Source organism: Pseudomonas sp. 1L-B-1-E-C1, assembly GCF_057291835.1.
This window is the reverse complement of the sequence record NZ_JBXAWN010000019.1, coordinates 35,109-53,391: the sequence shown is the minus strand read 5'-3', so window position 1 is coordinate 53,391 and position 18,283 is coordinate 35,109. Positions and strand designations below refer to the sequence as shown.

Genomic DNA, 18,283 nt, shown 5'->3' with positions numbered 1-18,283 from the left:
AAAAATCGAGTCGATTATGGATTCGAAGAGCTTGAATCGACAACGCACTGAACCAGTCAGGTACGGATTCGGTAAATCACGTTCAGGTCGACGGAGTTCTTCAATATCCCCCAATCGGCTCCCTCTCCCTCCGGGAGAGGGCTGGGGTGAGGGGCTTTTGATCTGTGACGACAAACCTAAAGCCCACTCCATTCACGCCGATAACCCGGCATCAAAGGTTTCTGGCGATTTGTACTCTCGCCCATCCACAGAAGGTTCTTATGTCCTCCACCAAAGCCCGCGCAGATTCACTTTCGCTTCTGCTGTTTACCTTGCGCAGCGGCAAGCTGATGGCGATCAACCTGCTGAAAGTCAGTGAAATCATCCCCTGCCCGCCGCTGACCAAGCTGCCGGAGTCGCACCCGCACGTCAAAGGCATCGCCTCCCTGCGCGGTGCCTCGCTGTCGGTCATTGACCTCAGCCGCGCGATCGGCGAGCGGCCGCTGGAGGATCCCAACGGTGGCTGCCTGATCGTCACCGATGTCAGCCGTTCCAAGCAGGGTTTGCACGTGCAGGCGGTGAGCAAAATCGTTCACTGCCTGACCACCGACATCAAGCCTCCACCGTTCGGCTCTGGCGGCTCGCGCGCCTACATCACCGGCGTGACTTCCGTGGACGGCACGCTGGTCCAGGTGCTGGACATCGAAAAAGTCATCCACAGCATCGCCCCGGCGCAGATCGAAATGGCGCCGACCGACCTGACCATGGAAGACGCCGAAGTGCTCGGCAACGCGCGCATCCTGGTGGTCGATGACAGCCAGGTGGCGTTGCAGCAGTCGGTGCACACCCTGCGCAACCTCGGCCTGCAATGCCACACCGCGCGCAGCGCCAAGGAAGCCATCGACTGCCTGCTCGACCTGCAAGGCACCGCGCAGCAGATCAACCTGATCGTCTCCGACATCGAAATGTCCGAGATGGACGGCTACGCCTTCACCCGCACCCTGCGCGAGACTCCTGACTTCGCTCATTTGTACGTGCTGCTGCACACTTCGCTCGACAGCGCGATGAACAGCGAAAAGGCGCGACTGGCCGGGGCGAATGCGGTGCTGACCAAGTTCTCCTCGCCAGAACTGACCCAACGTCTGATCGAAGCGGCCAAGCACGTCGCCGCCAACGGGCACTGAGTCTTGGCCGAAACGTTTTGCTTTCTGCTGCGGCGCGACTTGAGTGAAGCGGTGCCGGATGCGCAGTGGCCGTCAGGAGTCGAGCTGTCCACCTATCGCGAGGAACTGGCGCCAGCGGTGCATCAGCTGATGCGGCTCGGACATCTGCAGGGTGGCGGTCGCGTACCGGCGCTGGACGAATGGCAGCAGCGGTTTGTCAGCGATCCCGAATACGATCCGGCGTTATGTTTCGTTGCTTGCGATGCCACAGGTGTAGTTGGCGTGGCGCAGTGCTGGACCAGTGCGTATATCAAGAATCTGGTGGTGCATCCGCGCATGCAGGGCCGGGGACTTGGGCGAGCGTTGTTGCTGCGTGCCTTCAGCGTCTTTCAACAGCGGCGTGAAGGGTTTGTCGACTTGAGGGTGCTGGAGGACAACCTGCGGGCGCAGCGGTTGTATGAGGGTGTCGGGATGTGTGTGGTCCGGCGGGAATTGGTGCCGGACTGATTAAAGTCAAAAGATCGCAGCCTTCGGCAGCTCCTACAGGAAACCGCATATCCATGTAGGAGCTGCCGAAGGCTGCGATCTTTTAGCGGTGTCCCAGGCAACAAATCTCTTTAGACAGACTCCAACCTTGGCCACCCAGAACCAAGGACGCCCACCGTGAAAATCCTCACCGCAAGCCTGCTCACCCTCACCGCCCTCGCCTCCCAGGCCCACGCCTCCAGCCCCGACGCCTGGGCCGCCTACGACAAGACCGTGCTCGCCAGCTGCACCAAGGCCAGTGGCCTGAAAAACGTCAAACCGGTCGGCACGCCCGCGCAATTCGATGACCGCGTCGGTTACACCGCCGTTCTGCTGCAAGGCCAATATCCGCAAAAACACATGAAAGGCCAGCAAGGCAGCGAGCTGTGCCTGTACAACAAACAGTCGAAAACCGCGTTCGTCACCGAATGGGATTCGATTCGCTCGAGCACAAAATCCCACTGAGTGGCGCAGTCCTTGCTTCGATCGGGTTCTGTGCGATGGTTTTCCGCCATCGTTTCACACCCTGATTGAAGACAGATCGCTCAATGAATACGACGTTTTCCTGCGTAGGCTGCGGCAAATGCTGCACCGACCACCATGTGCCGCTGACGCTGGCCGAAGCCCGCATGTGGGCGGCGGATGGCGGTCAGGTGATCGTGCTGGTCGAGGCCTTTCTCGGCAATGGTCTGGGCCTGCCAGCGCAGCAGCGCGAACATGCCGAGCGCCGTTCAGCCATGGTCCGCAGCGGCGCTACCGATGCTCATGTGGCGATCACTTTCGCCGCCTACAACGTCGGCCCCTGCCGGAATCTTGACGACGACAAGCGCTGCCGAATCTACGAGCGGCGTCCGCTGGTGTGCCGGATTTATCCGGCGGAAATCAATCCGCACATCCCGCTCAATCCTGCTGCCAAGGATTGCCCGCCGGAATCCTGGGAACAGGGGCCGGAGCTGATTGTGGGGGGCGAGTTGGTAGATCGGGAACTGGTTGAATTGATCCAGCGTTCGCGTCAGGCGGATCGGGATGACATCAGACTCAAGGATGCGATCTGCGCAACGTTGGGGATTCGCGCCACTGCGCTCAAGGGCGACGGGTTCACCGCGTACTTGCCGAACATGGATGCGTTCGCAGCGGTGATCGACCAAGTGAGCGCGCAACCGTTGGCGGCGCAACCGAGTGAGTGGCTGTTTCATTTGTCAGGTGATGACGTGGCTGGGCAAGTGCTGGCTGCGGGTGGGCAGGTAGTGACCGAACCAGCGCAGACTTACGCGTTTATTTCATTGCGGGCGGCTTGATTTAGCATTGGCGGTGTAGCGGCTGGCCCCTTCGCGAGCAAGCTCGCTCCCACAGGTTTTGTGTTCGGCACAGATCAATGTGGGAGCGAGCCTGCTCGCGAAGAGGCCAGCACAAGCACCATCACTCTCCGATGTCAGCGCTTGCCCATCGACCGACGCGTGCCCGGCGGCGCCATGCCCGGGGTCTTGGTGTGGCCATTCTTCGCGCCATTCTTGTACCACGGCTGATTCGAGCCTTTCGCCGAGGCCAGCTCGCCCGGCTTGAACGGGAACTTGAACGCCGGAATCTCGGCCTTGGTTTCGCTGGTGTCAGCCACGTCAGCCGGGACGTCGCTCACAGCGTCGTCAACCGGCGGTTGGGTCGGGGAAGTCATAAAAGCTCCGGGAACAAAAAGTCGGCCCGATCAGTGAGCCGCAAAGGCGCGCAGTATACCCGTGCGCTCTGGCTCGGCATCTGGAGATTTGCACGGTGCGCTGAACGGTTTTCCCCTCACCCTAACCCTCTCCCGAGGGAGAGGGTTAGGGTGAGGTGTCTACTCGAGGTTCGCCGACATGGCATACCGAGTCGAACTCAGGTTTGAAAAGCCCACAAATCGGCTCCCTTTCCTTGGGGAGAGGGCTGGGCGGGCGGCGTTCCGATGAGGGGCGAACCCAACACAAGACCATTGCCGTACACCTGCTACTCCCCATCTATCCAACGAAACTGACAATCCTGACAGCCAGCCGTCACCCTGCCGACCGCCTGGCCGGTTTATAACTGGCCAATCTGCCCAAACTCCAGACTTCGGCGCCGCGCATGTCCATTCAGAAAAATAAAATCCTGCTCGCCACTCTCGTGATGCTGCTGGCCGCCGTCGGCCTGTGGTTTGCGCTCAGACCCGCCCCTGCAAAACTGGCCAGCCCGACCGCCATCCCGGTGCGGGTGGTGACGGTGAACGCCAAAGACGTCCCGCGCTACACCAGCGGGATTGGCTCGGTGCTTTCACTCCACAGTGTGGTGGTGCGTCCGCAGATCGATGGCATCCTGACGAAAATCCTCGTTAAGGAAGGCCAACTGGTCAAAGCAGGCGATTTGCTCGCTACCATTGATGACCGCTCGATCCGCGCCAGCCTCGACCAGGCCCGGGCGCAGTTGGGTGAGAGCCAGGCGCAGTTGCAGGTCGCGCTGGTCAATCTCAAGCGCTACAAATTGCTCAGCGTCGACGACGGCGTGTCGAAGCAGACCTTCGACCAGCAGCAAGCGCTGGTCAACCAGCTCAAAGCCACGGCGCAGGGCAATCAGGCCTCGATCGATGCGGCGCAGGTGCAACTGTCCTACACGCAAATTCGCTCCCCGGTCACCGGGCGGGTCGGTATTCGTACGGTCGATGAAGGCAACTTCCTGCGCATGACCGACACCCAGGGCCTGTTCACCGTTACCCAGATCGATCCGATCGCCGTCGAATTCTCCCTGCCGCAGCAGATGCTGCCGACCCTGCAAAGCCTGATCAGCGATCCGCAACGCGCCCCGGTCAAGGCTTACATCGGCGCCGATACCGATGGCGAAACCGGCAATCTGCTCGGCGAAGGTCATCTGACCCTGATCGACAATCAGATCAACGCCAACACCGGCACCATCCGCGCCAAAGCCGAGTTCGCCAATGCCAGCCAGAAGCTCTGGCCGGGTTTGCTGGTGACGGTAAAAATTCAGACGGCTGTGGATAAAAATGCGCTGGTCGTCCCGCCGACCGTCGTACAACGTGGCCTTGAACAACACTTCGTTTATCGCGTGAAAGACGACAAGGTCGAAGCGGTGCCGGTGCAGATGGTGTATCAGGGCAGCGGCCAGGACATCATCAGAGGCGTCAACGCCGGTGACGTGCTGGTGACCGACGGCCAGTCGCGGCTCAAGCCGGGGTCGAGCGTGCAAGTCATGAGTGAGCCGCCGCAAGTGGTGCAGGCGGAGCCGAAGCCATGAACTCGCACAAAGGCATCTCGACCTGGTGCATCGATCACCCGGTGGCGACGATCCTGTTGACGATCGCGCTGGTGCTGGTCGGGGCGATTGCCTTCCCGCGCTTGCCGATTGCGCCACTGCCGGAAGCGGAATTTCCTACGATTCAAGTGTCGGCGCAGTTACCCGGCGCCAGCCCGGACACCATGGCGTCTTCGGTGGCGACGCCGCTGGAGGTGCAATTCAGCGCCATCCCCGGCATGACCCAGATGACCTCGAGCAGTGCGCTGGGCTCAACCCTGCTGACCCTGCAATTCACCCTCGACAAAAGCATCGACACCGCCGCGCAGGAAGTCCAGGCGGCGATCAACACCGCCGCCGGCAAGCTGCCCAAGGATATGCCGACGCTGCCGACGTGGAAGAAGGTCAACCCGGCCGACAGCCCGGTGCTCATCCTCAGTGTCAGCTCCACACAGATGCCCGGCACCGAACTCAGCGACCTGGTGGAAACCCTGCTCGCCCGGCAGATCAGTCAGATCGACGGCGTCGGCCAGATCAACATCACCGGTCAGCAACGTCCGGCGATTCGCGTGCAGGCTTCGGCGGACAAACTCGCGGCCATTGGCCTGACCCTCGCCGACCTCAGACTGGCGATCCAGCAGACCAGCCTTAACCTCGCCAAAGGCGCGCTGTACGGCGAATCGAGTATCTCGACGCTGTCGACCAACGACCAGTTGTTCCACCCCGAGGACTACAGCCAGCTCATCGTTTCCTACAAGGATGGCGCCCCGGTTCACCTGCGCGATGTCGCCAAAGTCGTCAACGGTGCGGAAGATGCCTACGTGCAGGCCTGGGCGGGTGATCGTCCGGGGGTGAATCTGGTGATCTCGCGTCAGCCCGGCGCCAACATTGTCGAGACCGTTGACCGCATTCAAGCCGCCCTCCCCGGTCTCGAAGCCATGCTGCCGGCCTCGGTGCAGGTGAAAACCCTGATCGACCGCACCCAGACCATCCGCGCCTCGCTGCATGAAGTCGAGATCACCTTGCTGATCGCGATACTGCTGGTGGTCGCAGTCATGGCGCTGTTCCTGCGGCAGTTGTCGGCGACGCTGATTGTTTCGGCGGTGCTCGGTGTCTCGCTGATCGCCAGTTTCGCCCTGATGTACGTGCTCGGCTTCAGCCTGAACAACCTGACGCTGGTGGCGATCGTCGTCGCGGTCGGTTTCGTGGTCGACGATGCGATCGTCGTGGTGGAAAACATTCACCGCCATCTCGAGGCCGGCGACGACATGCGCGAAGCGGCGATCAAGGGGGCCGGCGAGATTGGCTTCACCGTCGTTTCGATCAGTTTCTCGCTGGTGGCGGCTTTCATTCCGCTGCTGTTCATGGGCGGTGTGGTCGGGCGACTGTTCAAGGAATTCGCCCTGACCGCGACCTCCACGATCATGATTTCCGTGGTGGTGTCGCTGACACTGGCGCCAACCCTTGCCGCGCTGTTCATGCGCAAACCGGTGCATCACGCGAACGCCAAACCCGGCTTTAGTGAACGGCTGCTCGGCTGGTACGAAAAAGGCCTGCGCCGCGCCCTCGACCATCAAAAACTGATGATTGGTGTGTTCGGTCTTTCGTTGGCGCTGGCTGTTGTCGGCTACATTTTCATTCCCAAGGGTTTCTTCCCGGTGCAGGACACCGGTTTCGTCCTCGGCACCACCGAAGCCGCTGCAGATATTTCCTACGGCGACATGGTGAAAAAACACTTAGCCATGGCCGAAATCGTTGCGGCCGATCCGGCGGTGCAGGCATTTTCCCACTCCGTCGGGGTTTCCGGCAGCAACCAGACCATCGCCAACGGGCGCTTCTGGATTGCCCTGAAAAAACGTGGCGATCGCGATGTCAGCGCCAGCCAGTTCATCGACCGCATCCGCCCGCAACTGATGAAAGTGCCCGGCATCGTTCTGTATTTGCGCGCAGGGCAAGACATCAACCTCAGCTCCGGGCCGAGCCGTGCGCAGTATCAATATGTCCTGAAGAGCAATGACGGCGCGACGCTGGCAACGTGGACCCAGCGCCTGACCGAGAAACTGCGCAGCAACCCGGCGTTCCGCGACATTTCCAATGATCTGCAACTGGGCGGCAGCATCACTCACATCAGCATCGACCGCAGCGCAGCGGCGCGTTTCGGCCTGACTGCCAGCGATGTCGACGAGGCGCTGTACGATGCGTTCGGCCAACGGCAAATCAATGAATTCCAGACCCAGGTCAACCAGTACAACGTGATTCTGGAACTGGACACCAGGCAACGCGGCAAGGCCGAAAGCCTCAACTATTTCTACCTGCGCTCGCCGCTCAGTGGGGAAATGGTGCCGCTGTCGGCGCTGGCCCGGTTCGACGCTCCAACCATCGGCCCGTTGTCGATTGCCCATGACGGCATGTTCCCCGCCGCCAACCTGTCGTTCAACCTCGCCCCGGGCGTGGCGCTGGGCGATGCGGTAATTCTGCTCAATCAGGCCAAGGCCGAGATCGGCATGCCCACCGCGATCAGCGGCAATTTCCAGGGCGCGGCGCAGGCGTTCCAGAGTTCGCTGGCCAGTCAGCCGTGGCTGATTCTGGCAGCGCTGGTGGCGGTGTACATCATTCTCGGCGTGCTTTATGAAAGCTTCGTCCATCCGCTGACGATCATCTCGACGTTGCCAGCGGCAGGCCTCGGCGCGGTGATCATGCTGTGGATCTGCGGTCAGGACTTTTCGATCATGGCGTTGATCGGCCTGGTGTTGCTAATCGGCATTGTGAAGAAGAACGGCATCCTGATGATCGACTTTGCGCTCGAGGCTCAGCGACAGCGAGGCCTGTCGCCGCAGGAGGCGATTTTCGAAGCGTGCATCACGCGGTTCCGGCCGATCATCATGACCACCCTCGCCGCCCTGCTCGGCGCATTGCCGCTGATGCTCGGCTACGGCACCGGCGCCGAGTTGCGCCAGCCGTTGGGGATCGCGGTCGTGGGTGGCTTGCTGGTCAGCCAGATGCTGACGCTGTTCACTACGCCGGTCATATACTTGTGGCTCGAACGGCTGTTTCACCGGCACTCACACCCACCAGCCCCAACGCCCGCAACGGCATTGGCGACCACAGACTGAGGCGGTCATGCGCGTTCTGATTATCGAAGACGAAGAAAAAACCGCGGACTATCTGCACCGTGGCCTGACCGAACAGGGCTACACCGTGGACCTTGCCCGCGATGGCGTTGAAGGTCTGCATCTGGCGCTGGAATGCGACTACGCAGTGATCGTCCTTGACGTGATGTTGCCGGGGCTCGATGGCTTCGGCGTGCTGCGCGCATTGCGTGCGCGCAAGCAGACCCCGGTGATCATGCTCACCGCCCGCGAGCGCGTCGAAGACCGCATCAAGGGCCTGCGCGACGGCGCCGACGATTACCTCGGCAAGCCGTTTTCCTTCCTCGAACTGGTCGCCCGCCTGCAAGCATTGACCCGCCGCAGCGGCGGCCACGAACCTGTGCAAGTGACCATCGCCGACCTGTGGATCGATTTGATCAGCCGCAAGGCCACCCGCGCCGGCACGCGCCTGGATCTGACCGCGAAAGAGTTTTCCCTGCTCAGCGTGCTCGCCCGTCGCCAGGGCGAAATCCTCTCGAAAACCGCGATCGCCGAGATGGTCTGGGACATCAATTTCGACAGTGACGCCAACGTCGTCGAAGTCGCGATCAAACGCCTGCGCGCCAAGCTCGACGGGCCGTTCGACGAAAAACTGCTGCACACCATTCGCGGCATGGGTTATGTGCTGGAGAGCCGTGGTGTCCAGTAACTCGATTGCCTTGCGCTTGAGCGGCATGTTCACGCTCGTGGCGCTAGTGGTGTTTCTGTTGATCGGCGGTGCGCTGTATCAGCAGGTGGATAAAGGCCTCGGCTTGCTGCCGGAAGCTGAACTCGATGCGCGTTACAGCGTGCTCGAGTCGGCGCTCAATCGCTTCGGCACACCGGAACACTGGGTGAAGATCAACGCCAAGCTGAAGCTGCTCGGCGAAGAAGACAAGCGCATCCGGTTCTGGGTGGTCAGTGGTAATCCGGGTTACGAATATGGCCAACCGGATGCCGCGATTCGGGCCTTCGCTCAAGGTCCGTTGGGCATGCATGACCTGCATTTGGCCGACCATCGTTATCCGCTGAAGGTGCTGTTGACCGAGTTGCCGGCCAAGGACCAGCGCCCACCGCTGCGCTTCATGATCGGCATTGATACCGAGACCTTCCATGAGACGCAGCACAATCTGCTGATCGCGTTGATCGGTCTGGCGATTGCCGGTGTGCTGATGGCTTCGGCGCTGGGCTATTGGGTGGCGCGGATTGGTTTGAAGCCACTGATCAAACTGTCCCACGAAGCTCAACGACTGGCGCCACCGCTAAGAGCTGGACGCTTGCGCCTATCGCCGCTGCCGCCGGAGCTGGAACAGTTTGTCGACTCGTTCAATTCGACGCTGGAACGGGTAGAACTGGCCTATTCGCGGCTGGAATCATTCAACGCCGACGTCGCTCATGAGTTGCGCTCGCCGCTGACCAACCTGATCGGCCAGACCCAGGTCGCACTGACCCGTGGCCGCTCCGCCGAACACTATTTCGAAGTGCTGCAATCCAATCTGGAAGAGCTGGAACGGCTGCGTTCGATCATCAACGACATGCTGTTTCTGGCCAGCGCCGATCAGGGCAACAAGGCGACCAAACTGACCTCGACGTCACTGGCTGATGAGGTGGCGACGACCCTGGACTATCTGGATTTCATTCTTGAGGACGCTCAGGTTGAAGTGCAGGTCAGCGGCGATGCGCAGGTACAGATCGAGGTCGCGCATTTGCGCCGGGCGCTGATCAACTTGCTGAGCAACGCGGTGCAGCACACCGAACCGGGACAGGTGATCGAAGTGCGCATCGAGGTTCAAGAACATCAGGTGAGCATCGGCGTGGCGAATCCCGGGACGCCGATTGCCAGTGAGCATTTGCCGAGGTTGTTCGAACGGTTTTATCGGGTCGATGCCTCGCGCAGCAACAGCGGCAATAACCACGGGTTGGGGCTGGCGATCGTTAAGGCGATTGCGCTGATGCATGGCGGAGATGTGTTTGTGCGCAGTGATCGGGGCATGAACACCTTCGGCATCAACCTCCCGGTCTGAAAAGATTAAAAGATCGCAGCCTTCGGCAGCTCCTACAGGTGTACGCCAAGCCCTTGTAGGAGCTGCCGAAGGCGGTGTTCTTTGCTTTTGCTGTAACAGTCATTTATGAAAATCACGCTGTTTCCCAACCCTTGGCGACCTTATCTTTGCCCGCACCAAACAGCACTCGCCAAGCGAGAAGGTTTTCCAGATGTCCAACAGTATGGGTATTGCCAGCGCGTTCGTTTTGTCCTCATTGATCCTGTCGCCAATGGCGATGGCTGAAGAATCGCAAACGTTCGTGGCGCAAAAAGTCGCTCGCGCGCAGGCATTCGATCAGCATCAGGCCGAAGTGATGGCCAAGGCTCAAGACGCGACGCAATCCCCGCAGGCCGCCAATTCCCAGACTCAAGCGCTCGAGAAAGACAGCTGAGTCGCACCGCGAAAGGTTTCCCTCGACGCGGTTGTTTGGCTCTTCCCGTTCAACCGTCGTCACTCCAGGCCGCTGCCGTTCAGCGGCCTTTTTTCGTTGTGGTCTGAAAGCCGTCTGGTGCGTCTGTAACAACAAGAAATATCAAGCCGCTCAAGAAACAGAGCGGCCCGCTGACCCAAGGAGCTCCACCGCACGTGTTTTTCCCTGCCCGCCTTACCCCGCTGTTCATTGCAATGGCCGCAACGATTGCCCCCGCCGTCCACGCCGACGAGCCTGCTGAACAAGGCTTCGTCGAAGGTTCGAGCCTCAACCTGAACGCCCGCAACTACTACATGAATCGCAACCGCTTGCAGAAAGCGGACGACAATATCGAGTGGGGTCAGGGTTTTCTAGGAGTGTTCCAGTCTGGCTATACAGAAGGCACGGTCGGCTTCGGCTTCGATGCTCACGCCATGCTCGGCGTGAAACTCGACGGAGGTGGCGGTACCGACGGTTCGAGCATCCTGCCTATCAGCGATGGCAACGGCAAAGCGCCAGGCTCGTTCTCCACCGCGGGCGGGACGCTGAAATTGCGTGCATTCGATACCGAGCTTAAGGCCGGCGACCTGTTCCTCACCAACCCGGTGATTGCCGGCGGCGACACGCGCATGCTGCCGCAGACGTTTCGCGGCATCAGCCTCGCCAATCACAGTTTCGACGGCTGGCTGATCGAAGGTGGCCAGGCCAGTTTCACCAAACCGTATAACCAGAGCGGTCACACGCGAATCGGTACGTCCTACGGCACCCTCGCCGATGGCGATGAGAGCCGGCACCTGAACTGGGCCGGCGTGGCCTGGAGCGGCGTTGAAAACCTGACCAGCAGCCTCTACGCGTCCGAACTCAAGGACATCTGGAACCAGTACTACTACGACCTCGACTACACCTGGCAACTGAATGACCTGCTCAGCCTCAACCCGGGCCTGCACTTCTACCACACGCAGGACACTGGCGATGCGCTACTCGGCGACATCGACAACAACACCTGGAGCGCGCATCTGACCGTCGGCATCGGCAGCCACAGCGTTACCGCCGCGTACCAGCGGGTCAACGGCAACACGCCATTCGACTACATCAGCCAGGGCGACAGCGTTTACCTCGACAACTCCCAGCAATACTCGGACTTCAACGGGCCGAACGAACGCTCGTGGAAGCTCAAGTACGCTTACGACTTCACTGGCCTCGGCATGCCCGGGTTGACCTCGGCGCTGTCCTATTCACGCGGCACGTTGGATCTGACCAAAGCCGACCCGAACAGCGCAGGCTATTCCAGCTGGTACAGCGCCGATGGCCGCAACGCCAAACACTGGGAGCGCGATATCGATTTGCAGTACGTGGTTCAGAGCGGCAAGGCCAAGGATCTGGCGGTGCGCCTGCAATGGGCGACCAACCGTGGCGGAAACGGCTACGGCGCGATCGATTCGGATACAGATGAATACCGCGTGATCATCGACTACCCGGTCAACGTCTTCTAAGATCGCTACCAGACTGAAGCTCAGTCGACATTGAACCTGTTGCGGGGTAATTCCTCTGTAGGAGCTGCCGAAGGCTGCGATCTTTTGATCTTGTTCTTGAAAATCAAAAGATCGCAGCCTTCGGCAGCTCCTACAGGGGTGAGCAGGCTCATTGTGCAACTACGCTTATTGGAATCCCTCAACCCGAACCCCCATCATGATCGCCAGCCGCACTCCTTCCATCACAGGCCAGACCGGTCGCCCCGAGCGCCTGTTGATCCTCGGCAGTCTGCTGACCGTGATTGCGATGGTGTGCATCGTCACCTTCCTGTTGATCCGCGAATACGCCAGTGCGCAGGACGCCGCCACCCGCCGCGCGACCACCATCGCGCAACTGATCGACGCCGACGTGCTGCGCACCGTCGAGCTGTACGACCTGACGCTGCAAGGGCTGATCGCCGCCGCCCAGCGTGACGACTTGCAGCACGTCTCGCCGCAGATCCGTCATCTGGCGCTGTTTGATCGCTCGGCCACCGCGCGCTTCAAAGGCGATATTCTGCTGCTCGACAAGCATGGCGAAGTGATCGCCGACTCCTCGCGCATCGAACCGAAACAGGGCAATTTCGCCGACCGCGATTATTTCCTCGCCCATGCGTTCAACCGTGACATGGGCATGTTCATCAGCCGTCCGTTCAAGACCCGTTGCGATTGCGACGAGGCCGATCAGTGGCGGATCAGCTTCAGCCGGCGCATCTCCTCGCAGACCGGTGAATTCCTCGGTGTGGCGGTGGCGTCGTTGAAACTCGACTACTTCGACGATCTGTTCAAGAGCCTCGACATCGGCACCGACAGCACGCTGAACATCATCAACAGCGACGGCGTACTGCTCGCGCAGAAGCCGTATCTGCAAAGCGACTCGGTGGGCAAGAGTTTCGGTAATCGGCCCAACGTCGTGCGCATTCTCAACGACCGCGATGGCAGCGGCAGTTTCACCAGTACCTCGAGCATGGATAAACAACGCCGGCTCTACACCTACTCGCGGGTCGGCAATCTACCGCTGACCGTGATGGTCGCGCTGTCCAGTGATGAAGTGTTCGGCACCTGGCGGCGCACGGCGATCCTGATCAGCGGCGCCACTGGCGTGTTGTGCCTGGGCCTGTTGTGGCTGACCTGGCTGCTCGCCCGGGAACTGCGTTTGCGCCATCGCGCCGAACGCGAACTGGCGCAACTTGCCGCCACCGATGACCTGACCGGCGTGGCCAACCGACGCATGCTCGACCAGACCCTGCGCCACGAATGGTTCCGCGCCCAGCGCTCGGGCCAGCCACTGTCGGTGATGATGATCGATGCCGATCACTTCAAGGCCTTCAACGACCGGCATGGCCATCAGGCTGGCGATCAGGTCTTGCGTGAGCTGGCCAAGGTGATCACCGCGAACGTGCGACGCCCGGCGGATCTGGTCGCGCGTTATGGCGGTGAAGAGTTTTCGGTAATTCTCGCCGAGACCGACAGCGCAGGTGCGCAGCAGATTGCCGAGCAGATTCGTCAGGCTGTGCAAAACCTGCCATGGGCCGAGGGCGCTGAGCGGGCGATGACAGTGAGTATCGGTATAGCGACGTGGACGACGGCGAGCGAGATGACCCTGGAGCAGTTGCTGTTTGCAGCGGACAAGGCGCTGTATCAGGCCAAGGAAGGCGGACGCAATCGGGTCGTCGTGTCAGTTTAAAGCCAAAAGATCGCAGCCTTCGGCAGCTCCTACATTTGGAATGCGGTACTCCTGTAGGAGCTGCCGAAGGCTGCGATCTTTTGATCTTATAAAAGGCATAAAAAAAGGCCATCCGAGGATGGCCTTCAAAAAACTAGAGAGGTTTTTTACTTACACCGCCGCGACAGGGCGCATGTAAGAGATCGGTGCGGTGCTGGCGTCTTCGAACGTCACCACTTCCCACGCATCTGTCTGCTCAATCAATTTGCGCAGCAGCTGGTTGTTCAGTGCATGACCGGACTTGAAGCCTTTGAACTCACCAATCAGGCTGTTGCCCAGCAGGTACAGGTCGCCAATCGCATCGAGGATCTTGTGTTTGACGAATTCGTCTTCATAACGAAGACCGTCTTCGTTCAACACGCCATCAGCGTCGACCACGATCGCGTTTTCAACGCTGCCGCCGAGTGCGAGGTTGTGCTTGCGCAGGTACTCGATATCACTCATGAAGCCAAAGGTACGGGCGCGGCTGACTTCTTTAACGAACGAAGTGCTGGAAAAATCCACGCTTGCACTCTGGGTGCGGTCCCGGAATACCGGGTGATCGAAATCGATCTCGAAGCTCACCTTGAAACCTTCGAAAGGGACGAAAGTGGCGCGCTTGTCGCCGTCTTCCACTGTCACTTCACGCAGGATGCGGATGAATTTCTTGGCGGCGTCCTGTTCTTCCAGGCCTGCCGATTGAATCAGGAATACGAAGGGTCCAGCGCTGCCATCCATGATCGGGACTTCGGACGCGGAGAGCTCGACGTAGGCGTTATCGATGCCCAGGCCAGCCATGGCCGAGAGCAAGTGCTCTACCGTGTCCACTTTGACGTCGCCATTGATCAGCGTCGTCGACATAGTGGTTTCACCGACGTTTTCCGCGCGGGCAGGAATCTGCACCACAGGGTCGAGGTCAGCGCGACAAAACACAATGCCAGTGTCGACAGGCGCAGGCTTGAGGGTCAGATAGACCTTCTCACCGGAGTGCAGGCCTACACCTGTGGCACGGATAATATTTTTCAGTGTGCGTTGTTTAATCATGGCTTGGGCCGCTTCAGCGCAAATTGCGAACTGGTATCAACAAAGGCTGGCGATGATAGCAGACCATGCCTTTGCTGAACACCAATCACCTTCATAGCCCTGATACATTCCATCAATCGGCCTGACGACGCAGGAATGCCGGAATGTCCAGGTAGTCCAGGTCATCCTGCGGATTCATCTTCGCGGCAGCCGCAGCACCGGCCTGAGCCTGGTTGCGCATGACGGTCGGACGGTCCAGATCACGGTAGTTCACCGCAGGCTGCTCCTGACGGGCCGGAGCCGGTTGTTGCACCTGCGCCGAAGCCATCGAGGTGTGAACGGTGTTGTCGATGACCTTCACAGGCTTCTCGATTTTCGCGCCCAGACCGGTGGCAACCACAGTCACGTGCAGCTCGTCGCGCATGTCCGGATCGATAACGGTACCGACCTTGACCATCGCGTGCTCGGAAGCGAAGGCTTCGATGATCGAACCGACGTCGGAGTACTCACCCAGGGACAGGTCAGGACCGGCGGTGATGTTCACCAGGATGCCGCGCGCGCCTTGCAGGTTGACGTCTTCCAGCAGCGGGTTGCGGATCGCAGCTTCAGTGGCTTCACGTGCACGGTTCGGACCGCTGGCGCAGCCAGTGCCCATCATCGCCATGCCCATTTCGCTCATCACGGTGCGCACGTCGGCGAAGTCGACGTTGATCATGCCCGGACGCTTGATGATGTCGGAGATACCGCGAACGGCACCGGCCAGAACATCGTCAGCCTTGGCGAAAGCCGACAAGAGGCTTGCGTCTTTGCCGAGGATGGTCAGCAGTTTTTCGTTCGGGATGGTGATCAGCGAATCGACGCTTTCCGAAAGCATGCGGATGCCTTCGTCGGCGATCTGCATACGCTTGCGGCCTTCGAACGGGAACGGACGGGTCACGACCGCAACGGTCAGGATGCCCATTTCCTTGGCCACTTCGGCGATGATCGGCGCTGCACCGGTACCGGTACCGCCGCCCATGCCGGTGGTGATGAACACCATGTTGGTGCCGGCCAGCACTTCAGCGATGCGCTCGCGGTCTTCCAGAGCGGCTTGACGGCCGACTTCAGGATTGGCGCCGGCACCCAGGCCTTTGGTCACGCCAGTGCCCAGTTGCAGGATGGTCCGCGCGCCGATGTTTTTCAGCGCTTGAGCATCGGTGTTGGCGCAGATGAACTCAACGCCTTCGATGTTGCTCTTGACCATGTGATTGACAGCGTTGCCGCCGCCACCGCCGACACCGATAACTTTGATTACCGGGCTTGCGGGGATGTTGTCTACGAGTTCGAACATTTTCCCTCTCCTTACATTCTCTAGTTTTTTCGCCTACTGCTGTTTGTAGCGGTGTTGCGGTAAAGCTTTAAAAATTGCCCTGGACCCACTTTTTCAGTCGGTCCAGCAGCGGCGCCTGAGGCTCTTCGCTGCTGTAGCTGTCGCGGCTGCCAATGCCGGAGAACGAAACTCCGTCGGACTGCTTCTGCAGGCCGTACATCAACAAACCGACGCCAGTGGAATAAATCGGGTTGCGTACCACGTCATCCAGACCTTTCACGCCATGCGGCACACCGAGGCGTACCGGCATGTGGAAGATTTCTTCGGCCAGTTCGGTTGCGCCTTCCATCTTCGAAGTACCGCCGGTGAGCACGATGCCCGCCGGGATCAGGTCTTCGTAGCCGCTGCGACGCAGCTCGGCCTGGATCAGGGTGAACAGTTCGTCGTAGCGCGGCTCGACCACTTCGGCCAGGGCCTGACGCGACAGTTCGCGCGGTGGACGGTCGCCGACGCTTGGCACCTTGATGGTTTCGCCGGCCCCGGCCAGTTTCGCCAGGGCGCAGGCGTAGCGGATCTTGATCTCTTCGGCGTATTGGGTCGGGGTGCGCAACGCCATGGCGATGTCGTTGGTCACCTGATCACCGGCAATCGGGATCACGGCGGTGTGACGGATCGCGCCTTCGGTGAAGATCGCGATGTCGGTAGTGCCGCCGCCGATGTCGACCAGGCACACGCCCAGTTCTTTCTCGTCGTCGGTGAGCACCGAGTAGGCCGAGGCCAGTTGCTCGAGGATGATGTCGTCGATTTCCAGACCGCAGCGACGCACGCATTTTTCAATGTTCTGTGCGGCGTTGACGGCACAGGTGACCACGTGAACCTTGGCTTCCAGACGCACGCCGGACATGCCCAGTGGCTCGCGCACGCCTTCCTGGTTATCGATCACGTAATCCTGCGGCAGGGTGTGCAGCACGCGCTGGTCAGCCGGGATCGCCACAGCCTGAGCGGCGTCGAGCACACGCTCAAGGTCGGCCGAGCTGACTTCGCGATCACGGATCGCGACGATGCCGTGGGAGTTCAGGCTGCGGATGTGATTGCCCGCAACGCCGACGAACGCCGAGTGAATGCGGCAGCCGGCCATCAGCTGGGCTTCTTCGATCGCGCGCTGGATCGATTGCACGGTGGATTCGATGTTGACCACCACGCCCTTCTTCAGGCCGCGGGACGGATGCGTGCCGATCCCGACGATTTCCAGCTGGCCGTCGTCCGCGACCTCGCCTACCAGCGCCACCACTTTGGAGGTGCCGATATCCAGACCGACGATCATTTTGCCGCTTTGCACGTTTGCCATGGGTCCTGCCTCTTCTTAATTCTTTGCGACAGCGGGTTGGGCTGTCGTCGGCGCTACGGGTTCCCGCCAGCCAACAGCGAGGCCGTTGGCGTAGCGCAGATCGATGCGCGCAATGTTCGTAATCTGCTCTTTCAGCGTCTTGTCATAGATGGCGATGAAGCGGCGCATCTTTTCCACCAGGTTGCCGCGTCCCAGCAGCAACTCGATGCCGGGGCCGGAACTGCCGGCACCGGTGGTCAGGAACCAGCTGCCGCGTTCACGCAATTCCAGGCGTGCAATCGAAAAACCCAGCGGGCGCAACATCTGGCTCAGCACCTGATACTGCTGCATCACCTGCTGCTGAGCCCGTTGTGGGCCGAACAGCTGCGGCAGGTGTTCGTAGTTCGCCAGTTCCTTGGGCGTGAACGCCTGGCCCTGGTTGTTGAGCAGCGATTCGTCGCCCCAGCGCGCCACCGGCAATTGCTCTTCGAGGCGGATCACTACCTGATCCGGCCATACCCGGCGCACTTCGGCGTGGGCGATCCACGGCATCTGCTCAAGCTCGGTACGCATACCGGCGAGGTCGATGGTGAAGAAGCTCGACGCCACGAACGGTGCGATCCGCTGCTGCACTGCCTGCTGGCTGATGTAACTCAAGTCGCCCTGCACTGCGATCTTGCTGATCGGCCGGTCGGCATACGGCAGCAAACGCTGCGCGCCTTCGTAGGTGCCAAAGCCCAGCGCCACCAGCAGCACTGGCCAGAACAGGCTTTTCAGAAAGCTGAAATTGGCTTTCGGCAGGCGCGCGGACATCGGCTCTTTCGCCACCATTCGGCTGGCACCCCGCGGCACCGGCTTGCGGCCGGGTGCGGGTGGCTGATGTCTGAGATGAGCGCCTTGCATGGTC

16 protein-coding genes are annotated in these 18,283 nt (G+C 60.5%); 11 read left to right on the top strand and 5 right to left on the bottom strand.

The features are described 5' to 3' along the window. Positions 1 to 260: 260 nt before the first annotated feature. The 4 genes from AC0Z4S_RS25720 to AC0Z4S_RS25705 all read left to right on the top strand — a co-directional run bounded on the left by AC0Z4S_RS25720 (position 261) and on the right by AC0Z4S_RS25705 (position 2,965). Positions 261 to 1,163, top strand: coding sequence for a chemotaxis protein CheV (locus tag AC0Z4S_RS25720; RefSeq protein ID WP_016773296.1), 903 nt, complete (start codon positions 261 to 263; stop codon positions 1,161 to 1,163). Positions 1,164 to 1,166: 3 nt separating this feature from the next. Beyond that, positions 1,167 to 1,649, top strand: a complete 483-nt coding sequence (locus tag AC0Z4S_RS25715; protein WP_485625023.1) for a GNAT family N-acetyltransferase — start codon at positions 1,167 to 1,169, stop codon at positions 1,647 to 1,649. A 156-nt stretch (positions 1,650 to 1,805) separates the two neighbouring features. After that, positions 1,806 to 2,132, top strand: coding sequence for a hypothetical protein (locus AC0Z4S_RS25710; RefSeq protein ID WP_485625022.1), 327 nt, complete (start codon positions 1,806 to 1,808; stop codon positions 2,130 to 2,132). Between the two features lie 83 nt (positions 2,133 to 2,215). Beyond that, positions 2,216 to 2,965 (top strand): YkgJ family cysteine cluster protein, encoded by a 750-nt coding sequence (locus AC0Z4S_RS25705; protein WP_485625021.1) that lies wholly within the window; start codon positions 2,216 to 2,218, stop codon positions 2,963 to 2,965. A 134-nt stretch (positions 2,966 to 3,099) separates the two neighbouring features. Here the strand turns inward: AC0Z4S_RS25705 and AC0Z4S_RS25700 are convergent, their stop codons facing one another. Then, complete coding sequence (locus tag AC0Z4S_RS25700; RefSeq protein ID WP_042608363.1) at positions 3,100 to 3,339, bottom strand: hypothetical protein; 240 nt, start codon at positions 3,337 to 3,339, stop codon at positions 3,100 to 3,102. Positions 3,340 to 3,761: 422 nt separating this feature from the next. On the opposite strand from AC0Z4S_RS25700, the gene AC0Z4S_RS25695 reads away from it, so the two are divergent. From AC0Z4S_RS25695 to AC0Z4S_RS25665, 7 genes are all read left to right on the top strand, one after another. Then, positions 3,762 to 4,922, top strand: a complete 1,161-nt coding sequence (locus AC0Z4S_RS25695) for an efflux RND transporter periplasmic adaptor subunit (protein ID WP_485625020.1) — start codon at positions 3,762 to 3,764, stop codon at positions 4,920 to 4,922. Beyond that, positions 4,919 to 8,032: a multidrug efflux RND transporter permease subunit gene (locus AC0Z4S_RS25690; RefSeq protein WP_485625019.1), complete on the top strand. Its 3,114-nt coding sequence runs from the start codon at positions 4,919 to 4,921 to the stop codon at positions 8,030 to 8,032. Before AC0Z4S_RS25695 ends, AC0Z4S_RS25690 begins: the two co-directional genes overlap by 4 nt. 7 nt (positions 8,033 to 8,039) lie before the next feature. After that, complete coding sequence (locus AC0Z4S_RS25685; protein ID WP_150638550.1) at positions 8,040 to 8,717, top strand: heavy metal response regulator transcription factor; 678 nt, start codon at positions 8,040 to 8,042, stop codon at positions 8,715 to 8,717. Next, positions 8,707 to 10,071, top strand: a complete 1,365-nt coding sequence (locus AC0Z4S_RS25680) for a heavy metal sensor histidine kinase (protein ID WP_485625018.1) — start codon at positions 8,707 to 8,709, stop codon at positions 10,069 to 10,071. The genes AC0Z4S_RS25685 and AC0Z4S_RS25680 overlap by 11 nt, the downstream gene beginning before the upstream one ends. A 190-nt stretch (positions 10,072 to 10,261) precedes the next feature. Then, positions 10,262 to 10,483, top strand: a complete 222-nt coding sequence (locus AC0Z4S_RS25675; RefSeq protein WP_039761392.1) for a hypothetical protein — start codon at positions 10,262 to 10,264, stop codon at positions 10,481 to 10,483. 233 nt (positions 10,484 to 10,716) lie between these two features. Beyond that, positions 10,717 to 11,994 carry an OprD family porin gene (locus AC0Z4S_RS25670; protein WP_485625024.1) on the top strand — a complete coding sequence of 426 codons (1,278 nt, stop codon included), beginning with the start codon at positions 10,717 to 10,719 and terminating at the stop codon, positions 11,992 to 11,994. A gap of 196 nt (positions 11,995 to 12,190) precedes the next feature. Then, positions 12,191 to 13,699, top strand: coding sequence for a sensor domain-containing diguanylate cyclase (locus AC0Z4S_RS25665; protein WP_485625017.1), 1,509 nt, complete (start codon positions 12,191 to 12,193; stop codon positions 13,697 to 13,699). A 150-nt stretch (positions 13,700 to 13,849) separates the two neighbouring features. Here the strand turns inward: AC0Z4S_RS25665 and lpxC are convergent, their stop codons facing one another. The 4 genes from lpxC to AC0Z4S_RS25645 form a co-directional block, all read right to left on the bottom strand. Next, positions 13,850 to 14,761, bottom strand: coding sequence for a UDP-3-O-acyl-N-acetylglucosamine deacetylase (gene lpxC / locus AC0Z4S_RS25660; protein WP_007916984.1), 912 nt, complete (start codon positions 14,759 to 14,761; stop codon positions 13,850 to 13,852). Positions 14,762 to 14,873: 112 nt separating this feature from the next. Beyond that, positions 14,874 to 16,070 carry a cell division protein FtsZ gene (gene ftsZ / locus AC0Z4S_RS25655; protein WP_016773283.1) on the bottom strand — a complete coding sequence of 399 codons (1,197 nt, stop codon included), beginning with the start codon at positions 16,068 to 16,070 and terminating at the stop codon, positions 14,874 to 14,876. Between the two features lie 67 nt (positions 16,071 to 16,137). After that, entirely contained in the window at positions 16,138 to 17,397 is a 1,260-nt protein-coding gene (gene ftsA / locus AC0Z4S_RS25650; RefSeq protein ID WP_016773282.1) for a cell division protein FtsA, read from the bottom strand. Positions 17,398 to 17,412: 15 nt separating this feature from the next. After that, on the bottom strand, positions 17,413 to 18,279 hold the full coding sequence (locus tag AC0Z4S_RS25645; protein WP_039761388.1) for a cell division protein FtsQ/DivIB: 867 nt from the start codon (positions 18,277 to 18,279) through the stop codon (positions 17,413 to 17,415). Between the last annotated feature and the right edge of the window lie 4 nt (positions 18,280 to 18,283).

Excerpts from the sequence above, each read along its gene's own strand:
- AC0Z4S_RS25720 (WP_016773296.1), top strand. The coding sequence starts at position 261 with ATGTCCTCCACCAAAGCCCGCGCAGATTCACTTTCGCTTCTGCTGTTT.
- AC0Z4S_RS25705 (WP_485625021.1), top strand. The coding sequence starts at position 2,216 with ATGAATACGACGTTTTCCTGCGTAGGCTGCGGCAAATGCTGCACCGAC.
- AC0Z4S_RS25700 (WP_042608363.1), bottom strand. The coding sequence starts at position 3,339 with ATGACTTCCCCGACCCAACCGCCGGTTGACGACGCTGTGAGCGACGTC.
- AC0Z4S_RS25695 (WP_485625020.1), top strand. The coding sequence starts at position 3,762 with ATGTCCATTCAGAAAAATAAAATCCTGCTCGCCACTCTCGTGATGCTG.
- AC0Z4S_RS25690 (WP_485625019.1), top strand. The coding sequence starts at position 4,919 with ATGAACTCGCACAAAGGCATCTCGACCTGGTGCATCGATCACCCGGTG.
- AC0Z4S_RS25685 (WP_150638550.1), top strand. The coding sequence starts at position 8,040 with ATGCGCGTTCTGATTATCGAAGACGAAGAAAAAACCGCGGACTATCTG.
- AC0Z4S_RS25675 (WP_039761392.1), top strand. The coding sequence starts at position 10,262 with ATGTCCAACAGTATGGGTATTGCCAGCGCGTTCGTTTTGTCCTCATTG.
- AC0Z4S_RS25670 (WP_485625024.1), top strand. The coding sequence starts at position 10,717 with ATGGCCGCAACGATTGCCCCCGCCGTCCACGCCGACGAGCCTGCTGAA.
- AC0Z4S_RS25665 (WP_485625017.1), top strand. The coding sequence starts at position 12,191 with ATGATCGCCAGCCGCACTCCTTCCATCACAGGCCAGACCGGTCGCCCC.
- lpxC (WP_007916984.1), bottom strand. The coding sequence starts at position 14,761 with ATGATTAAACAACGCACACTGAAAAATATTATCCGTGCCACAGGTGTA.
- ftsZ (WP_016773283.1), bottom strand. The coding sequence starts at position 16,070 with ATGTTCGAACTCGTAGACAACATCCCCGCAAGCCCGGTAATCAAAGTT.
- ftsA (WP_016773282.1), bottom strand. The coding sequence starts at position 17,397 with ATGGCAAACGTGCAAAGCGGCAAAATGATCGTCGGTCTGGATATCGGC.
- AC0Z4S_RS25645 (WP_039761388.1), bottom strand. The coding sequence starts at position 18,279 with ATGCAAGGCGCTCATCTCAGACATCAGCCACCCGCACCCGGCCGCAAG.